Here is a 19,441-nt window from a genome sequence, read left to right on the forward strand (position 1 = left end):
TGAGAACGCTTTCAATACGAAGGTGATGTCACGGGGAAACCCGCGGGTGCGGAACTGAACAGGTGCATAGGATGCCTGCATGCCTGGAACCAACCTGACGCGCAATGAAGCGCGCGCCCGTGCCGGACTGATCAGCGATGTCCGGTACGCCGTCGACCTGGATCTCACCGGTGCCGCGGGGGGCGCCGCGACGTTCCCGTCCATCACCACGGTGAACTTCACCGCCGAGCCCGGGGCCGCCACCTTCGCGGACCTGATCGCCTCGACCGTGCACGAGATCACCCTGAACGGCCGATCGCTCGATCCCGCCACCGTGTACGACGGGGCCCGGATCCAGCTGGACGACCTGGCGACGAGCAACGAACTGCGCGTGGTCGCGGACTGCGTCTACTCGCGCACCGGCGAAGGGCTGCACCGCTCGGTCGACCCGGCCGACAAGGAGACCTACCTCTACACCCAGTTCGAGGTGCCCGACGCGCGCCGCGTGTTCGCCACGTTCGAGCAGCCGGACCTCAAGGCCCCTTTCACCTTCACGGTGACCGCGCCGGCCCGCTGGGTCGTCATCTCGAACGCGCCGACGCCCGAGCCCACGACGTACAAGGGTGAGAACGGCGAAGAGCTCGGCCGTTGGGAGTTCCCGCCGACCAAGCCGATGTCGACCTACATCACCGCCGTCGTCGCCGGGCCGTACCACGTCGTCACCGATGCGTACGAGGGCCCGCACGGCACTTACCCGATGGCGCTGCTGTGCCGGCCGTCGATCAAGCACGCGCTGGACACCGAGGACCTGTTCGAGGTGACCAAGCAGGGCTTCGAGCTGTTCGAGAAGGCGTTCGGCACGCCGTACCCGTTCGAGAAGTACGACCAGGCGTTCGTCCCGGAGTACAACATGGGCGCGATGGAGAACGCGGGCTGCGTGACCCTTCGCGACGAGTACCTCTTCCGCAGCCGCACCACCCAGGCCGAGCTGGAGAGCCGCGCCAACACGGTGCTGCACGAGCTCGCGCACATGTGGTTCGGCGACCTGGTCACGATGACCTGGTGGGACGACCTCTGGCTGAACGAGTCCTTCGCGGAATGGGCCAGCCACTGGGCGCAGGCCACCGCCACCACCAAGTACGCCGATGCCTGGACGACGTTCTGCAACGCCCGGAAGAACTGGGCCTACCGCCAGGACCAGCTGCCCTCGACGCACCCGATCGCGGCGGACATGGTCGACTTCCACGCGGTCGAGGTGAACTTCGACGGCATCACGTATGCCAAGGGCGCGTCCACGTTGCGCCAGCTGGTCGCGTTCGTCGGCGAGGAGACGTTCATCGCCGCGCTGAAGGAGTATTTCGCGGATCACGCCTTCGGCAACACGGAGTTGACCGATCTGCTCAAGCCGCTGGAGAAGGCGTCCGGGCGCGACCTGGACGACTGGACCGAGCGCTGGCTGCGTACGGCCGGCGTGAACACGCTGCGCGCCGACTTCACCGTCGACGCTTCTGGCGCGTTCTCGAGCTTCGCGATCGAGCAGACCGCGGCGGCGGAGTTCCCGACGCTGCGCCCGCATCGCCTCGCCGTCGGCCTCTACAACAAGACCGATGCGGGTCTGGTCCGGACCGAGCGCTTCGAGGTCGACATCGACGGCGTGCGGACCGAGCTGGCCGAGCTGGTCGGCGCGACGCAGCCCGACCTGGTGCTGCTGAACGACGATGACCTCACCTACGCGAAGATCCGGCTGGACGAGCGGTCGCGGGAGACCCTGGTCTCGTCCGGCGGCGCGCTGACCGAATCGTTGCCGAGGGCATTGACCTGGGGCGCGGCCTGGGACATGACGCGTGATGCCGAGATGCCCGCCAGCCAGTACGTCGCGTTCGTGCTCGGCGGTATCCGTGGCGAGTCCGACCTGACCGCCGTCCGGTCGTTGCTGCTGCAGGCCACGGCCGCGATCAACAGCTACGCGGCGCCGGAGAATCGCGCCGACCTGCGCGCGCAACTGGAGTCGGCACTGGCCGAGCTCGTCGCGAGCGCGGAGGGCGGCAGCGACCACCAGCTCGCGTTCGCCCGTGCGTACATCGCGTCGGTCTTCTCCGCCGAAGGCGCCGACCGGCTGGCCGGCTGGCTCGCGGGCACGGAGTTGCCGGATGGTCTGGTCATCGACACCGATCTGCGCTGGACCCTGCTGGCCGGTCTCGCCCGGCTCGGCCGGATCGACGCGGACACGATCGACGACGAGCTGACCCGCGACACCACCATCACCGGTCAGGAGCGGGCCGCCCAGGCGCTCGCCGCCCGGCCGACCGCCGAGGCCAAGGCCGCCGCGTGGCACACAGCCGTCGAGTCCGAGGACACCCCGAACGAGACGCAGTTCCGCACCATCATGGGCTTCACCCAGCCCGGCCAGGAGGAGCTGCTCCGGCCGTACGTCGGCAAGTACCTCGAGGCCGCGAAGGACGTCTACGGCCGGCTCGGCTCGTCCATGGGTGAGAACGTGCTGGTCTATCTCGCGCCGAAGGGTCTGCCCGAGCAGGCCACACTCGACGCGCTGACCGGCTGGCTCGAGACCGAGTCGTCCTCGGTCGACGCGCCCACCCTGCGGTACGTCAGTGAAGCCCGTGCCGATCTCGCCCGGGCGCTCGCGGCCCAGGGGTGCGACGCCGCCCGGTGACCGACCCAGAGCTCACGGGCGCATCCGCGGCGGCGCGGGACCGTACGTTGGCCGGTCTGGCCGGGGCATACCGGCCACGACCGGTCACACCGCTGATGCCGTGGCGGTTCGCGCACCGGCTGGTCAAGCCGTACGTGATCACCGCCCCGCGGCGACCGTGGGACGACCTGATGGTGGTGAAGGTGCGCGACTTCTCCACCCGTCAGCTCGACTTCGACGAATCCCAGGGCGGGTTGGGTCTCGCCGTGGTGGTGCTGCACCTCGGCGCCGACTCGGCGTACGTGGTGATCCAGACGTGGTCGCAGGACTTCCAGAGCCGCCTCAGCCTGTTCCGCGGCCAAGACCTCGACACGCTGCGCCCTGCTCCCAGCGGCGTCGGCCCGTGCGTCTGGGAACAAGAAGTCCTCAGCCACGAACGCTCGGCGTACATCGCCAACATCCTCACCGGCAACGTCAACATCGAAGCCTGGCTAGACAACGTCCTAGACACCCGCCCCACACCCCCCACCGACGGCTTCCCCTCCGGCGTCTAACCCACCCCACACGCCGACCACCCGCCCACGTTGCGTCGAGCAACCATCCACCTTGCGTCGATTGGTCTGGATTTGACCGCTTCGAGCGGCGGGTCAGGTCGATCGCCTACGGTCTGCGGGCAAATCCTGACCAATCGTCGCCTGCGTCCGCCACGCATCACCCGGTCCCGCGAAGCGCCGTACGGGACATCTCGGCTTCGGTCATACCGGGCAGGCGATGGCGACGATTGGTCAGGATTTGCCCGCCGACTGTTTGTGACCACAGTGGCCCGCCGCGGTAGCGGGCAAATCCAGACCAATCGACGCAAGGTGGACGGTTGCTCGCCGCAACGTGGACGGCTGGGCGCCGTCGCGGTGGACGGTTGCTCGCCGCAAGGTGGAGGGTTGCTCGCCGCGGTCAGTGGGGGGACGTGGCGTGGGATAGGAGGCCGTCTACTAGGGCGCGGAGGCCGGGGGGGTAGGTGTTTTGGGCCGACAGGGTGGCCCATTGGTGGGCGATGGCGGATAGGTGGGGTAGGTGGGTGGTGTCTAGTTGGTTGATGCGGGTGGTGATGTCTAGGTCGCGCTCGTTGGTGGCGCGGTCGGGGGCGGAGCGGGCGCGGACGAGGATTTCGCCGACCGTGTAGTACCAGATGCTGCGGAAGATGTGGACGCTTTGCGCGGGCGTGCATCCGTAGCCGACAGCTCCGGCCAGGATGGTTTCGACGAACCAGAGGGCCGATTCACCAAGCCGGCCGATGAACCCGTCGACGGTGAGGACCTCCGCCGCCCAGGGCCAGGCCGCGAGGGCGTCGTGGGTAGCAATGGCGGCCACGATGATCCGGTCCCGCGGCTCGCTCGGCAGCTCGGGATGCGGGATCTGATCCGCATACTCCGTGATCAGCAGAAGTAGCAGATCCTCCTTATCCCGCACGTGGTGATACAGCGTCGTCGCCCCGATGCCGAGCTCTGCGGCCAGCTGGCGAATCGTCAGCTTCTCCCACCCATCCCGGTCGATGAGCTGGCGAGCGGCCGCCAGGATCTGCGCACGAGACGTCAGGCGTGGCCGGCCGGTGCGGCCTTGCGGTGCTGGTGGTCGGGGCATCGTCCCATCATCCTTTCCCCCCTCCCATCCGTGGAACCGCCCCTCCCAGCCGTGGAACCGGGCCAACGTAGTCGACAGCGGGTTGATCTCGATGCTACTTTCGGAACATGTTCGAAAAGTCTACTCGCCCCGCCCTCGTCCTTGCCGCGGTGGCCGTCGTGCAGTTCATGGTTTCGCTGGATCTGTCGGTCGTGAACCTCGGACTTCCGCAGATCGCCGCCGCCCTCGGCTTCACCGAAGTGGGCCTGACCTGGGTCATCCACGCGTACGCCCTCTCCTTCGGCGGCCTGCTCCTCCTCGGCGGCAAGCTCGCCGACCGGTACGGCCGCAAGCGCGTGCTGCTGCTCGGGCTCGCGTTGTTCGGCCTCGCCTCACTCGTCGGCGGTTTCGCCCAGGAGGCCGGTCACCTTGTCGCCGCCCGTGCCGCCCAGGGCGTCGGCGCCGCCGCATTGGCGCCGGCCGCGCTGTCCCTGCTGACCTCGACCTTCCCCACCGGCAAGCCCCGCGTCCGGGCGTTTGGCGTGTGGAGCGCGATGAACGCCGCCGGCGGCGCGCTCGGCGTACTGATCGGCGGCGTGCTCACCGAGTACGCCAGCTGGCGTTGGGTGATGTTCGTGAATGTGCCGATGGTCGCCGTCGCACTGGTTCTGACCTGGCGCAGCGTCCCCGCGGATCCGCCCGCTGCGCGCCGCGGCCGCCCTGACGTACTGGGTGCTGTCCTGGCCACGGCCGGAATGACGTTGCTCGTGTTCGGCGTCGTCCGCACCGACCGGTACGCGTGGACCTCGCCGGTCACCTGGGCGACCCTCGCAATCGCCGTCGCCTTGCTGACCGCGTTCGTGTACGTCGAGCGGACCACCACCCGAGACCCGCTGATCCGGCTTGGCCTGTTCACCAATCGCGCGGTCGCCGGCGCCAACGCGTACAACCTCCTACTCGGCGCCGCCATGGCCTCGGCCTTCTATTTCGCGTCCCTCTACCTTCAGCGAGTGCTCGGGACCGGCCCGGCCATGACCGGGTTCCAGTTCCTGCCGCTCGCACTCGGCGTGGTCGTCGGCTCTGTGCTCGCCGTCAAACTCGGCTACCGTTTCCCGGCCCGGGTCCTCTTGACCGTGGGCGGACTGCTGACCGCGGCCGGGTTCGCCTGGTTCGGATTCATCAGCGCCGACGGCTCCTACGTCGTCGACGTACTCGGCCCGTCGATCGTCATCGCCATCGGCTTCGGGCTCTGCCTCGGACCGGTCGTCTCCACCGCCACCATGGGTGTCGCGCCCCACGAGACGGGCACCGCCTCCGGCTTGCTCGCCAGTTCACGTCAGATCGGTGCCTCGCTCGGACTGGCCGCCCTCGGCACCGCCGCCAACGAGCGAACCGGCGCGACCCGCACACTCGAGGCCCTCAACGACGGGTACGCGCTCGGCCTGTCACTCGGCGCCGCGCTCTTGGCCGGTTCCGTCCTCATCGCCCTCACCGTGCTGCCCCGTACGAGCGAAGAGGCAGCGGCAGGCGACGTCGCGACGAAGTTGACGAAGACGGGAGCGCGATGACCACGAGGCAGCTGCTGCGCCCTTATTTGCCAGGCTTCGCGGCCGTGATGGTGCTGCAGGTCGTCGGCGCTGTCGCGGGTCTGGCGCCGCTGCTCGCGGTCGTCGAGGTGGGTCGCGCGCTGCTGGCGCCCGAACCCGTTAATCGCGATCACGTCTGGCTCGTCGTGATCGCGGGCGCGGTCGGCCTGTTCGTCCGGCTGCTGTTCACGGCCGCGTCGTCCGGCATCGGGCATGTTCTGGACGACCGAGTGCAACTGTCGTTTCGCCGCCAACTGGCCGCGCGACTTGGCCGCGTACCGATCGGCTGGTTCTCCCGGCGCCGTACGGGCGAGCTGGCAAAGGTGGTGGGCGATGACGTCAGCGCCGTACATCCGTTCATCGCACACACCCCTGGCGAGGTCGTCGCCGCATTCGTGGTGCCGCTGGTGTCACTGGCCTATTTGTTCACCATCGACTGGCGGCTCACCCTGATCGCCCTGATCCCGGTCGCGCTGGCAATTGCGCTGGTCCCCCTGATGATGACGCCGACGCGGCTGCGTGAGCAGGAACAGTTCGACGCGGCCATGGGACGGATCACGAGTTCCGTCGTCGAGTTCGTGCAGGGCATCGCGGTGGTCAAGGCGTACGGCGGATCCGAGCGCGCCCACCGCAAGTTCCTCGCGGCCGCCGACGATTTCGTCAGCATCTTCTTCCGCTGGGTGCGCGGTATTTCGGGGATCGCGGCCGGGATGCAGCTGGCGCTCGCACCGCCGTTCGTACTGCTGGTCGTCCTGATCGGCGGAGCGACGCGGATCACCACCGGCGGCCTCGACCCGGCGGACCTGTTGCCGTTCCTGCTGCTCGGGCTAGGCCTCACCGCTCCGGTCGCCGCCCTCGGCCACGGCTTCGACGACATCCAGGCGGCCCGCCGTGCGGTCGGCCGGATCCGCGACGTACTCGACGTGCAATCACTACCCGAGCCTGCGCATCCGGTCACACCACAAGGTCACCGGGTGGAACTGCGTGACGTTCGATTCGGGTACGACGCCGATCACGAGGTGCTACGTGGGATCGACCTGGTGCTCGAACCCGGCACGGTCACCGCGATCGTCGGGCCGTCGGGCAGCGGAAAGTCCACCCTGGTTCAGCTTTTGCCGCGCTTCTTCGATCCGACGCGTGGTTCGGTCACGCTGGGCGGTGTCGATCTGCGCGAGCTCGGCAGCCGGGAGCTCTACCGGACGGTCTCGTTCGTCTTCCAGGACGTACGTCTGCTGCGCGCTTCGGTCGCGGACAACATCGCGCTGGCGGTACCGCATGCCGACCTCGGCGACGTGATTCGCGCCGCCCGGTTGGCGAATATCCACGACCGAATTCTCGAGCTGCCGCAGGGATACGAGACGGTCATCGGCGCCTCGGACTTGTCAGGCGGAGAGGCGCAGCGGATCGCGATCGCGCGCGCCTTGCTCGCCGACGCGCCCGTACTGGTGCTCGACGAGGCGACCGCCTTCGCCGACCCACAAACCGAACAGGCGGTACGACGTGCCCTGGCGACGCTTGGCGGCTATCGGACGATCCTCGTCATCGCCCATCGGCTCGAGACGGTCGCGGACGCCGACACCGTCGTGATGCTGGAGAACGGGTCGATCGTCGAACGCGGCAGGCCGGCCGACCTACTCGCGCAGAACGGAAAGTTCGCCGCGTTCTGGCAATCCCACCAAGCGCCCGACGACGTACGGCAAGGAGTTGAGCCCCGATGATCCGAATGCTGCTGCGCGTGTTGGGCAACGAGTACGCCAAGCCGATGCGACGAACTGTCGCCCTGATGACGCTGACCGCGATAGCCGAGGGGTTGTCGTACGCGCTCTTGGTTCCAGTGCTGCGGGCGTTGTTCGGGAGCACGCCCGGGGACGCCTGGCCGTGGCTGATCGCGTTCGGGGTCGCGGTCGCGGTCTACGCGGCGTTGCGCTATCGCAGCGACTTGTCCGGGTTCCGCGTCGGGACCGTGTTGTTGCGGGGGATGTATCACCGGCTTGGCGATCACCTGGCCCGGCTGCCGATCGGCTGGTACAGCGCCGGCCGCGTCGGGGAGGTGTCGGTACTGGCCGGACGCGGCCTGCTGGAGGTGATGGGGGTGGCGGCGCATCTGCTGGCGCCGTTCATCTCCGCCTGTGTCACTCCGTTGACGATTGTGGTCGTGATGCTGGCCTTCAATTGGCAACTGGGGCTGGCCGCGTTGGTCGCCGTACCGCTGGTGATGGCGATCCAGATCTGGACCGGACGCTCAATGGCCGCCGCCGACGCGGAGCGCGCCGAACGCGACCACGAGGCGACCGGGCGAGTCATCGAGTACCTGCAGGCTCAACCGGTATTGCGGGCCGGTGGCCGGACTGCCGAACGCTTCCGGTTGCTCGATGACTCGTTGCAGGAGGTCCAGCGCGCGTCCCGCCGTACGACGCTGTCAGCGCTGCCTGGCGTGGTGGGCTTGGCGCTCGTGGTGCAGGCGATGTTCACCGTGGTGTTGGTCTTGGGTGTCTACCTTGCGCTCGGCGGGAACATCGGTGCGGCAGAGCTCTTGACGATTCTCGTACTGGCTTCCCGTTGCGCAGATCCGGTTCTATCGCTGGCGGATATCGGCGGGAAACTCCGCGGAGCGCGGGCCGAGTTGGCGAGACTCGACGCGGTGTTGCGTACTGAGCCGCTGCCGGAACCTCGCGAGCCGATCCAGCCGGAACGCTATGACCTGTCGTTCGAGTCCGTTGGTTTCCGGCATGGCGATCGGGTGGTGATCGACGACGTCTCGTTGTCCGTGCCGGCGGGGCAGCGGCTTGCGATTGTTGGGCCGTCGGGCGCTGGTAAGAGCACCTTGCTGCAGTTGCTCGCGCGGTTCTATGACGTGGACGCGGGCGTGGTGTGTGTGGGCGGGGTCGACGTACGCGCGATCAGTACCGAGGTGTTGATGGCGCAGATCGCGATTGTCTTCCAGGACGTCTATCTGTTCGACGGCACGATTGAGGAGAACGTACGTCTCGGCCGTCCCGACGCGAGTGTTGCCGAGGTGCGGGCGGCCGCGACCGCGGCGCGGTTGGACGACGTGATCGAGCGACTGCCCGGCGGGTGGGCGACGAACGTCGGCGAGGGCGGCGCGCTGTTGTCAGGTGGTGAGCGCCAGCGGGTCTCGATCGCGCGAGCAATGCTGAAGAACGCGCCCATCGTGCTGCTGGACGAGGTGACGTCCGCGTTGGATCCGGTCAACGAGGCGGCAGTGCACGACGGTATCGAGCGGCTGATGGCGGGCCGGACCGTGGTAATGGTGGCGCACCGCATGCGAACCGTCCAACGCGCCGATCGCGTCGTCTTCCTGGACGCCGGTCGGGTCGTCGAGCAGGGCACCCACGACGAGTTGGTAGGTGTTGGCGGCCGCTATGCCGACTTCTGGGAGCTCTCCCTGACACCGGCCGCAAGCGACTGAGCCGCGTCTAGAGGCGCTACAGGTCAGGGATCCCTGACCTGTAGCGGCCCTCAGAACAAGGTGTAGCCGCCGTCGATGGTGACTACTGAGCCGGTCATGAAGCTAGAGGCGTCAGAGGCTAGGTAGACGACAGTGGGGGCGATCTCTTCAGGGAGGGCGTAGCGCTGCATTGGTGCGTCATCGATCCAGCGCGGCTTGAACTGCGGGTCGTCGACCGGTGCCATCTCCGTCTTGACGTAGCCGGGGGCGACCGCGTTGACACGAATGCCGAGCGGCGCCCACTCAGCAGCCAGTGACTTCGTCAACTGATGTACGGCGGCCTTTGAGGCGTTGTACGCCGGTTGCCACTGCGGGCGGTTGACGATCAGCGCCGAGATCGAGCCGATGTTGACGATGTTGCCGGCGCCCTGTTCCGCGAAGTGCCTACCTGCGGCCTGGCACATCAGCCACAACCCGTGCACGTTGGTATCGAAGACCTCCCGCCACTCCTCAATCGGGACCTCGAGCGACGGCTTGTGGATGCAGGCGCCGGCGTTGTTCACCAGAATGTCGAGCCGCCCGGTGGTCTCGAGCGCGGTGGCGACCACGCGTTCCGCGGACTCCGGGTCGGCCACATCGAGCGCGGTCCCCACCACGGTACGACCGGTCTCAGTGGCCAACGCTTCGGCCGCCGCCACCGACGCCGCCTCATCTCTTGCGCCAATCACAACATCCGCGCCCGCTTCGGCCAGCCCTCTCGCAAAAGCAAACCCAAGCCCGCGATATCCACCAGTAACGATCGCCGTCCGCCCCCTCAGCGAGAACGCCTCAAGCACACTCATCCGCCCACCACCCCCAAGATCGACAAGCTCGACCGGGTCCGCGATCCGGCCGGCCTCTTCCTGCCCCGCGCGTCGGTATCCCTTCCCCCACGATCTCCTTCGTCCTACTACCCGCCATCCCCTCGCCCTCTCCTCGACCCACCCCGACGAACCCCGCCGAGGCCACTACCCAGCACCCTATGAACGCACAACTCGCCATCGCCATGAACGCACGGCTCGCCATCGCCTCGACCGCTCCCCCAGCCCTTTCCCCCACCTCCACCCGCGAACACCCCTCTCCACCTCAGCCCGCGCCCCCTCCCCCGGCTGCGTTGATTCGTCTGCATCCGCTCGCCCCTTCCCGCGGCGGATCAGACGTACGGCAACGTAGGCGGGCGGATTCGGACGAATCAACGCCGACGCCTGCCCGGTATCAGCCTTCGGGCCGGGGTCTTTTGGTGGGCACCCGTCCCCCCGAGTTCTTCCGAATTGTCAGGCCGGCCCGGGCCGCGTCAAGGGCTCCATCGGCTAGCGCCGACGCTGACGCGCCCTTGACCCGGCCCGAACCGGCCAATGGCAGCGGGCTATCAGGGGGACGGGTGAAGTCTGACCGGGCTTGGTGGTCGCCTGGCGCTGCCGCGTCGAGTGGTGCCGTCACGGATGGTCGGCGGCGCATCTTCCCGAGCAGACTGGACGTTTTCGGGCCCTGAAAACGTCCAGTCCGGTCAGGAAGATGCGCGCGGCCCTCCATGTGCGTCGAGTCGTGGATTGTGGTGCGGGAAAGGCTTTGCTGGCCGCGCAAATCCACGACTCGGCGAGTGGCGGACCGCCACGCAGGCACAACCCGCGGGTGAAGCGGTTCAACCCGGCGAAACCGCACTTGTGCCTGCCTGCCGGTCCGGCCCGGACACCAGCGCAGCCACAACCCTCGAGTTAAGCGCTTCAACCCGGCCGAATCGGCGGTTGTGGCTGCGCTGGTGACCACAGGCGGACCGCCAGCACTACACAACCCACGACTGAACCGTTTCAACCAGGGCGAAACGGCACTTATGTAGGGCTGGCCGTCCGCTGCGGACCTGCACAACCACACGACGCCCCGAAACGCCCGTCTCGGCAGGAAACCGGCCGTCGTGTGGGCGTGCACGTCCGCGACCGACCGCCAGGTCCACAAGCCGACCGACCAAACGCAACCACTCGCGGCAGACCTACGCGCAGGCACGACAAAGCCCTCCCGCAGCACAGACGAATGACCAGACCCGACCACTCGCGGGCAGAGGCCTCGCGCCAGCACAGACGACTGACCAGACGCGGCCACTCGCGGGCGGAGGCCTCGCGGCAGCGCAGACGAATGACCAGGGCGGCAGCACTTGGCGAAGAGCCAGCGCGGCAGCGTCTCGCGGATCGCGGCGCGGCAGCGTCCCGCGGATCCCGGCGCGGCAGCGTCCCGCAACCACCGCACCCGGTCAGACTCCACCCGTCCCCCTGATAGCTGCCGCCCTTGGTCGGTTCGGGTCGGGTCAGGGGCGCGTTAGCGTCGGCGGTAGCCGATGGAGCCCTTGACGCGGCCCGGACCGGCCTGACAATTCGCAAGAACTCAGGGGGACGGGTGCCCACCAAAACCCCGGCCAACAAGTCGATATCGGGCAGGCGATTAGCGTTGATTCGTCCGAATCCGCCCGCCTACGTAGGCGATCAAGCGACTCGCCGTAGAGAAGGGGCGAGCGGATGCAGACGAATCAACGCAAGGAAGGGAGAGGCGCGAGGGGAGTCGTTAGAGGGTGCCGGTGGTGGTACCGCCCGAGCCGGTGGTGGGGGTGGTGAAGGTGTTGTTGGGGTCGGGGCCCCAGGCGTCGGCGGTGTTGGGGTAGTTGGACTCTTGCCGTTTGATGCATTTCCATTCGACGAGGGTGTTGGGCGGCAGGTTGGGGATGGTGGCGGTCCAGGTTGGGTACGCCGTGGGGGATAGTTTGACGGCGCTGGCGACCGACCAGGCGCCTAGTTGGGGGATGTTGCCGACGGCGTAGACCGACTGGCCGGAGGTCGTCGTCCCGTTGGCGCAGCTGAAGGTTTTCGAGACGACGGCCTGGCCCAACGTGAAGACGAAGGACTTGGCCGTTGCCGTGGACAACGATGCCGACTTGGCGATGATGAGGTTGCCGCCCGCGTTGTACCAACCACTCGACGCGGCGTCGAAGGCGGCCTTGTTCGCGTGCTGGGTAAGGGCCGAGCCATTGAGCGTCACCGCTGACGCCTGCGTGTCGGCGACCAACTCGACGACATTGGCACGACTCGCCACGGCGCCGGCGTACGTGCCGGAGGATGCGGCGATGCCCACGGTCGCAGTGGAACCTGAGCGCGACTGAGACAGCAACGTCGTGCGCTTGGCCCCGGTCTGATAGCCGGTCGACGCCCCGTCGTCCTCGGCCAAAGAGAACGACGTTGAGGTGGTATCCGAGTAGACCCGAGCGATCAGCTCGTCGCGACTACTACCGTCGGCCCGTTTGCCGAGCACGTTCATGCTCTGGTCATCGATATGCATCTTCGGCAGGATTGCCCCCGCCCGAGCGTAAACCGGCAGCTGGAACTTCCCGTTTCGCCAGAGCGGTACGTCGGCCAACGTCTGTCCCGTGCTGACCGTCTTGGTGTTCGTGTAGTAGTCGAACCACGTCCCGGCCGGAAGATAGACGTCCCGCTTGCGCTGCCCCGCGCCGGCCACAACACCAACCAGCAGGTCCTTGCCGATCAGCTTCTCGTGACCGATCTCCCGCACATTCGGGTCGTTCTGGTAGTGGTAGACCAACGGCGGCACCAACGGTTCGCCCGTGGTGTTGGCGCGATGCGCGAGCGAGTAGTAGTACGGCGTTAGCTCATACCGCTGGCGCAGGTTGGCCAGGTTGCTCGCCACATCCCCAATCGAATCCGGCGAGGTCTCCAAGCAATTGCAGAGATTCTCGGTATGCGGCCGGATCGGTACATCGAACCAGGACGAGTTCGCGAACCACTGCGTGTAGAGCTCGTTCAAATCCGTGTTGAGCATCTCCCGGCGGAACCCACCGATATCCGACCCGAAGTAGTCAACCCCGGACATCGACATATGCATCTGCGCGTTCTGCTGCGCCGCGAGAGCGGTGAGCTTCGACCCGATATCCCCCGACCACATCGCCGCACCAGTCCGCTGGATGCCACCCGCACCAGCCCGAGCCAATAGGAACGGCCGCTTCGTCGAACCACTGTCCGTATACCCCTTAGCGATCCCGCGAGCCCACTCAAGGTTGTAGAGGTTGTGGTAGTCCGAGTGCGCGTGCTTCCCAGGCAGCAGGCCGGCCGTCCAGTCACCACCGTCGTACATCTCGGGCTCACCAAGGTCGAGCCAATGCCCCATCACACCCGTGTTGATCAGCGGAGTGCGCTGAGTCGCATGCCAATGAGCACTCGCCGCAGGCTGAGTCCAGTCGATCATGCCGCCGCGACCCCACCAGTCGTTACTGGTCAGGTAAACCGGCGAGCAGCTGGAACACCCCTGCCGAATGAGATACCCCGTACCGGCCAGGTCGGCATGCTCCGGCAAGTTCTTGCCGACGTACGACTCCTCGATCGCCATCACGCCGACGCCCTGGTTGCTCTGGTACGACGCGAGCTTCCCAGCCGGGTCTGGGAAGTTGACCGTGTCCCAGTCCAACGACCCCATCCGCGTGTTGTCCGAACCCGCGGTCACCCCACCGAACCAGTCCACGTCGAGCATCACGCCATCTGTGGGGAACTTGGCCGCACGCAATCCCGCCAGCGTGGTGTCGATCTCGGCCCAGTTGTCGTAGCCGAATTCCGACATCCAGAGCCCGAAGGCCTTCTTCGGCGGTACCGGCGGACGGCCGGTGAGTTCGAGGTAGTCCTTGCGCAAGTCCGGCAGATCCGGGCCCGACATCACGAACCACCGGAGCTGATCGCCGAAGGTATCAACGGTCCACGGATCGCCGGTCAGGTTCCAGTCCTGCTTGTAGACCTGGTCCACGAACAGCCCGTAGTTCGCATTCGCCGCACCGACCGCGAACAGAACCGGAATCTGCGTATTGCCCACCGGCCCGTTGTCCGTGTCATAAAGCATTGCGTTGCCATAGGTGCCAGAAGTCCGTTGCCGACCCACCCAATCGCCGTCGGCGCTACCGCCCATAAAGAACTGCTCACCCAGCCCATAAGCGTTCTGCATCGACGACTTGGTGAACGACAATCCCTTCCAGGCTCGGGAAAGATTGCGCGGACACGTTGTGTTGAGCAACAACTGCGGCACCCGAGTGGTGTCATAAACCGTCGCGCACAACGTCGATGTATTGACGTCCACCTTCAGACCGGGAGTGGTCAAAACCCCACCGCTCTGGGTCAAACTCGTCGGCCCGGGATAGTCCGACTTCGCGATCTGCGTAGTCGTGAACAACGGCGACCCCGTGCCCGGCCCAGACCCCGCACCCAGCTCGAAATGCACCAGATCGTCGTCGAGGAACTCCACCACCAGGTAGTTGCCACCAGCAAGGAACTGCACCCGCTGTACGGCGGCCTGCGCGACCGTCGGCGGTACGAACAACGTAGCGGCGACCAACGCCAGAACCAGCATCAGCCGCTTCATGGCCGCGCCACCGTGATGTTGTCGAGGTTAATCCCGAACGAGCCGTAATTGACCTTGACCGTGCGTTTACCCGCAGTCAGGTTGACCGTCAACGTCGCCGTCCCCCAGGTATCCCAGTTCGGCAACGTCGGCAGATTGACCGTCCCAACCGTGACCCCGTCCACCTGGATCGAGCGCGTCGCCGTACTGCCCGAAGCGTTCGCGTAGCGGAACTTCAGCACGTGGCTACCGGTCACGGCCGCATTAACGTCGACCGATACCGAGTCACCAGCAGTCTCAAAGCCGTCAACAAATCCCGTACCAGTGAAGCCCGGGTGATCGGTGTTCACAGACGTACCGACGTTGCTGCCGAACTCCGCCTCGTACGCCGCCTTGTCGACGCCGTTGAGCACGATGCTCCGGGCCGACGCACTCGACGCGGTCTTGACGAGCGTGAGCTGCTGAACCGGATCCCAGTACCAGCCATCCGTCGCCGCCTTGAGCGCGGCCAACGTGGCGTGAGCGGTCATCGCAACACCATCGCGCGTGACCGAAGTCGGCTTGCTCGACGCGACCTGCAGCGTGCTCTTCGTCGTCAGAGGCGGCACGCTCACCGTCACCTGGTGACTCGCAAAAGCCTCAACACTGGAGACCGTCCGCATCAACCCGGCCGAGTCCTCGAAGTAGTCGTAACTGGTCGTGCCCGACGGATAGACCCGGAAGGTCAAGTTCGGATAAGTCGTCACGCTGTTGCCAATAGTGCCGCCGAGCTCGTAATCCGCGTTGAGGTTGAGCGGCACGATCGCGCCCGCCTTCGCGAACACCGGGATGGTCTCCGTGCCCGCGTTGTAGACCTTGGTCCCAGCCCCTTGCGCCCGGCCGCCGTTCCAGAAGTCGTACCACTCGCCGGCCGGCAGGTAGACGCTCTTCGAGGTCGCGCCCTGCGTGGTGATAGGTGCCACCAGCAACTGCCTGCCGAACATGTACTGCTGGTCCTGCGCGGCCGCCGTGGCGTCGTTGCCATAGGCAATGCTCATCGCCTGCATGATCGGCAGACCGGTCGTGGACGCGTTCTTCGCCTCGGTGTAGAGGTACGGGATCAGGTTCATCCGCGTGTTCGCGAACTTCTTAAACTTCGGTACGACCGTGCTGTCGCCAGAGCGCGCCTGCACGTTCCACGGCGTACGGGCCTCGGAAACGCCCGGGTTCGACTTCTCCGAGTGGTACTGCATGATCGGCGAGAACGTCGCCTGCGCCGCCGACCTCAAGTACAGCTCACTCGACGGGAACGATCCCGTGAACCCGGCCAGATCCCAAGACCAGAAGGGAATTCCGGACTGCCCAGCGCTGATCCCGGCTCGCACAGCCTCCTGGAAGGCGCCGAACGTCGAAGCCTGATCGCCCGCCCAGAAGATCGAATTACCCTGCGCCCCCGACGTACCGGCGCGACTGAAGAGAGTGCCCTGGCCGGCCGTCTTGGTTTGCACGAAGTCGTTGTAGGCCCGGGTGTACTCGTTCGGGTACGCGTTGTGCAGCTCGTCGCCCTTGCGCCCGCTGCCACTGGTGACGTTGCGGCCGAACACCGCCTCGCTGCCGTCGGTCTTGAGCCCGTCGATCCCAATGTCGTCGAACAGGTAGGACCGCTTGCTCATCCACCAGTTCGTCGCGGTCGTCTTGGTGAAGTCCGGCACGGTCCCGTCGCCGAACCACTGCCCGGTCGGCACCCGGTACGGACCGCCCGCGCCATCGCCGAGAACGTAGCCCTGGGCAACGGCATAGTCCCGGTCGTTGACGTGTTGCTGCGGAGCCGTCGGTGGATTGCTGTCGAAGTTCTGCTTGAGCACAGGGATCTGCCAGAGCACGACCTTGATGTTCTGGTTGTGCGCCGCCGTGACCATGGCTTTCGGATCACTCCACGCAGATCCCGGCGGGAACGTCAGATCGCTATAGGCCAACGCCTGCGCACCAGGCTTCGGCGTGTACGTCGCACCGTGCCAGAGGTAGAACGTTGCCTCGTCACTCCATTGCTCAAGCACCATCGCGCTGTGCGGAATCCCGGTCGAGGTGACGTTTGCGAGTTCGGTGTTGACCTCGGCCTGGGTATTCCACTCGTTCGCGGACATCCACAGGCCGAAGCTCCACTTCGGCGGCAGCTTCGGCCGAGCCGTCACAGCCGTGTACTGGTCGAGCATCTGCGCCCGCGTACCGGTGAAGAAGTGGTAGTCCACGGTGGAGTTCAACGCGCCACCCGTATCAACCGTGAAGCCGGCCATATCGGCGAAATGCGTGCCCAGGTTGAAGATCGAGTAACGCGTACTCGGCACGTAGATGCCATAGCCGGCCGAGTTCGTGAAGAACGGCACGGACAGGTACGTCCGATGGGTCGCACCCTGATCCTGGTACTGGTTGTAGACATAGTTGTGTACGTCGCGACCGCGTTGGTCGAGCTGGTCATACCGTTCGCCGAGGCCCTCGAACCGCTCCCCCGCGGGCGAATGCCAATGGTCCTCCACCTTGGTCACACTCGTACTTCCGTCACTCGCCCAGCCGACATTCCGGAACGACGCAGGGTCGTACTGGCGCGCGATCAACGTCACGCCGTCAGCCTTGTAAACCGACACCCGGTACGGCGACTTCTGGATCCGCACCTGGATTTGCGAGGTGGCGATCTGCAGTTGCGAGGCGGTGTTCGTGATGGTGTACGCCGCTCCCCCGCTGATGTTCAGGCCGAGACCGCGCGGCGCGATCTGCACATGAAACCGGTCCGCGGCCGGGAAGGCGAACCGCACCTTCGGCGTGAAGCTCCCGGCGCTATCACCAGTGACGACGTCGACCGAGGTCCCGTTGTCGACGTACGAGCCGACAGCCGTCGGACCGCTCCAGGAAGTGACCGCGAACGAGAACGGCCCAGTGGTCTTTTGCCCAGCACCATCCACATCGGCATTGACCGTGTACGTGATCTGGTCGCCGCGGGCGAACGTGCCGAGCGTGAGCTTCCAATAGGTGTTGTTGCCGCTGTTGTAGTCGAAGGCGGCACCAACCGGCGTCTGCGCAACACCGTTCTTCGTCCACGTGACCCAGAGGGTCTGGCCGGATGAGATCGGCCAAGTGGTCGCCTTGATCTGGACGGCCTCACCGGCCATCGGGTCACGCGGCAGCCGTTCGGTCGGCTGCGCGGCGTACAACTCGTCGGCACCGGTCGGTGCGTGGAAAACGCCGGTCAAAGTACCGGCCCACGCCGGGGCGGGAGCCAACTGGAAGACCAGAAGCGCCAGCACCAGGATGGCGGCTCTGAACCTAAAGCGGGACATAAAACGGGACCTCACAACGGCCTCACTTCCCGACCCACCAGGGGCCGACGTCACAAACGGTCAGCTGGCCGAACGGGCTGTCAAAGAAGGCCTTCCGGCCTCGTCTGGCCGCAGATTCGGCTGGAAGAGCTCCCCCAGGAACAGACCCGCGGCACCTTGCGCCCAGGTCTCGTCATCCCATTGGCCGATCACGATCTCGAGATCCCGCTGCAGGCCTTCGAACACGGTGGCCCGCAGGGTCGAGTCGAACTCGGCCTTGAACAGATCGCTGAACCGCGTGCCCTCACCAGCGAGCACGATCAGGTTCGGATTGAGCAGATTGACCAGATTGCCGACGGCCATCCCGAGGGTGCCGCCGAGTTCAGCAAAGACCTCCACGAGTCGCTCATCACCTTCACGAGCCAGCGCCGCCGCCTCGTCCAGGGTGACCTCACGACCAAGCAAATCAACAGCTTTAGCGATCAGCGCTGGTTCCCCGATGAGGGTTTCCAGGCAACCCCGGCCGCCGCAAGGGCACTCGATGCCGTTGGCAACAACCTTGGTGTGGCCGAACTCGCCCGCACCACCACCGGCACCGCGGTAGAGCCGGCCGTCCAGCACCATACCGAGACCGACACCACGCCCGATACTGACCACGGCCACGTCGGCGACACCCCTCCCGGCGCCGAACCACTGCTCGTTCGCGACCAACGTGTTCACGTCGTTGTCGACCACGACGGGCAGCTCGAGCTCTCGATGCAGCAGCCCGGCCAGGTCGACGTCGTGCCAGTCCGAGTACGTGCCGTGCCGGACCACGCCCGCGGCCCGGTCGATGACGCCGGCCAGGCCGACCCCGACGCCGTACAGTCTGCTGGGCACGTCGGCCGCGAGGGCGTGGACGGCCTTCGCGACGGTCTGGATGACCGTCGGCACGGACGTCCGCGGCAACGCGAGAGTCAGGCGACCCAGGATCCGGGCGTTCAGGTCGGTGAGGACCGCGATGACCTGGGTCTCGGTGAGTTTGATGCCGACCACGGCGCCGGCGTCCGGTTTGAGGGCCAGCAGGATCGGGCGACGGCCGCCGCCCGATAGCCCGGTAGCCCGTTCTTCGATGATGCCGGTGTGCAGCAGGTCGCCGGTGATCTCGGAGACCGTCGGCAGGCTCAAGCCGGTTCGCTTGGCCAGCTCCGTGCGGGACAGCAGCGGTTCAGCGCGGAGCTCGTGCAGAACGTGGGCGGCGTTGATCTCGCGGATCAGCTCCTTACTGCCGGTACGGACCGGTTGCACCGCGTCACCGCCTTACTAAGGTCACCGAAGGAACTCGGACGCTAACGGCCAGTTTGCTGCCGAGTCAATGGCTCGGTGTAGAGATTCGCCGCATCTCAGATCGGCTCACGCGGCAGTCTGCTGCGCAAGTTTGGTCCGCCAGACCGGTGACGACACTCAGTACGCGATTGCCGGTGCTGCCTCGATGACCAAGACTGGAACC

The 19,441-nt window shown here is 66.4% G+C and carries 10 protein-coding genes; 5 read left to right on the forward strand and 5 right to left on the reverse strand.

Annotation, left to right across the window (positions count from 1 at the left end; translation table 11 throughout):
- The first annotated feature begins 79 nt into the window (after positions 1–79).
- Together pepN and OG394_RS14735 are read left to right on the forward strand one after the other, a co-directional pair.
- The gene (gene pepN, locus OG394_RS14730) at positions 80–2,653 is read left to right on the forward strand and encodes an aminopeptidase N (RefSeq protein ID WP_328995908.1); all 2,574 of its coding nucleotides are present in this window, start codon (positions 80–82) and stop codon (positions 2,651–2,653) included.
- Positions 2,650–3,186: a hypothetical protein gene (locus tag OG394_RS14735; protein ID WP_328995909.1), complete on the forward strand. Its 537-nt coding sequence runs from the start codon at positions 2,650–2,652 to the stop codon at positions 3,184–3,186. Before pepN ends, OG394_RS14735 begins: the two co-directional genes overlap by 4 nt.
- A gap of 397 nt (positions 3,187–3,583) precedes the next feature.
- Here the strand turns inward: OG394_RS14735 and OG394_RS14740 are convergent, their stop codons facing one another.
- Positions 3,584–4,270, reverse strand: a complete 687-nt coding sequence (locus tag OG394_RS14740) for a TetR/AcrR family transcriptional regulator (protein ID WP_328995910.1) — start codon at positions 4,268–4,270, stop codon at positions 3,584–3,586.
- Positions 4,271–4,377: 107 nt separating this feature from the next.
- Between OG394_RS14740 and OG394_RS14745 the strand changes: the two genes are divergently transcribed.
- Genes OG394_RS14745 through OG394_RS14755 form a run of 3 tightly spaced genes read left to right on the forward strand, consistent with a single transcriptional unit; the run spans position 4,378 to position 9,265 of the window.
- Complete coding sequence (locus OG394_RS14745) at positions 4,378–5,817, forward strand: MFS transporter (protein ID WP_328995911.1); 1,440 nt, start codon at positions 4,378–4,380, stop codon at positions 5,815–5,817.
- On the forward strand, positions 5,814–7,553 hold the full coding sequence (locus OG394_RS14750) for an ABC transporter ATP-binding protein (protein WP_328995912.1): 1,740 nt from the start codon (positions 5,814–5,816) through the stop codon (positions 7,551–7,553). The genes OG394_RS14745 and OG394_RS14750 overlap by 4 nt, the downstream gene beginning before the upstream one ends.
- Positions 7,550–9,265 carry an ABC transporter ATP-binding protein gene (locus tag OG394_RS14755; RefSeq protein WP_328995913.1) on the forward strand — a complete coding sequence of 572 codons (1,716 nt, stop codon included), beginning with the start codon at positions 7,550–7,552 and terminating at the stop codon, positions 9,263–9,265. The genes OG394_RS14750 and OG394_RS14755 overlap by 4 nt, the downstream gene beginning before the upstream one ends.
- 50 nt (positions 9,266–9,315) lie before the next feature.
- Here the strand turns inward: OG394_RS14755 and OG394_RS14760 are convergent, their stop codons facing one another.
- From OG394_RS14760 to OG394_RS14775, 4 genes are all read right to left on the reverse strand, one after another.
- Positions 9,316–10,086 (reverse strand): SDR family NAD(P)-dependent oxidoreductase, encoded by a 771-nt coding sequence (locus tag OG394_RS14760; protein ID WP_328995914.1) that lies wholly within the window; start codon positions 10,084–10,086, stop codon positions 9,316–9,318.
- 1,750 nt (positions 10,087–11,836) lie between these two features.
- Positions 11,837–14,683: a TIM-barrel domain-containing protein gene (locus OG394_RS14765; protein WP_328995915.1), complete on the reverse strand. Its 2,847-nt coding sequence runs from the start codon at positions 14,681–14,683 to the stop codon at positions 11,837–11,839.
- A complete protein-coding gene (locus tag OG394_RS14770) occupies positions 14,680–17,973 on the reverse strand; it encodes a TIM-barrel domain-containing protein (RefSeq protein WP_328995916.1) in 3,294 nt (1,097 codons plus the stop codon). The genes OG394_RS14765 and OG394_RS14770 overlap by 4 nt, the downstream gene beginning before the upstream one ends.
- Positions 17,974–18,033: 60 nt before the next feature.
- Positions 18,034–19,239, reverse strand: a complete 1,206-nt coding sequence (locus tag OG394_RS14775) for an ROK family transcriptional regulator (RefSeq protein ID WP_328995917.1) — start codon at positions 19,237–19,239, stop codon at positions 18,034–18,036.
- Between the last annotated feature and the right edge of the window lie 202 nt (positions 19,240–19,441).

It is taken from the genome of Kribbella sp. NBC_01245 (assembly GCF_036226525.1).
Taxonomy (GTDB): Bacteria; Actinomycetota; Actinomycetes; order Propionibacteriales; family Kribbellaceae; genus Kribbella.

Coding starts and splice junctions, on each gene's coding strand:
- pepN (WP_328995908.1), top strand. CDS start 80: ATGCCTGGAACCAACCTGACGCGCAATGAAGCGCGCGCCCGTGCCGGA.
- OG394_RS14740 (WP_328995910.1), bottom strand. CDS start 4,270: ATGCCCCGACCACCAGCACCGCAAGGCCGCACCGGCCGGCCACGCCTG.
- OG394_RS14745 (WP_328995911.1), top strand. CDS start 4,378: ATGTTCGAAAAGTCTACTCGCCCCGCCCTCGTCCTTGCCGCGGTGGCC.
- OG394_RS14750 (WP_328995912.1), top strand. CDS start 5,814: ATGACCACGAGGCAGCTGCTGCGCCCTTATTTGCCAGGCTTCGCGGCC.
- OG394_RS14755 (WP_328995913.1), top strand. CDS start 7,550: ATGATCCGAATGCTGCTGCGCGTGTTGGGCAACGAGTACGCCAAGCCG.
- OG394_RS14760 (WP_328995914.1), bottom strand. CDS start 10,086: ATGAGTGTGCTTGAGGCGTTCTCGCTGAGGGGGCGGACGGCGATCGTT.
- OG394_RS14765 (WP_328995915.1), bottom strand. CDS start 14,683: ATGAAGCGGCTGATGCTGGTTCTGGCGTTGGTCGCCGCTACGTTGTTC.
- OG394_RS14770 (WP_328995916.1), bottom strand. CDS start 17,973: ATGTCCCGCTTTAGGTTCAGAGCCGCCATCCTGGTGCTGGCGCTTCTG.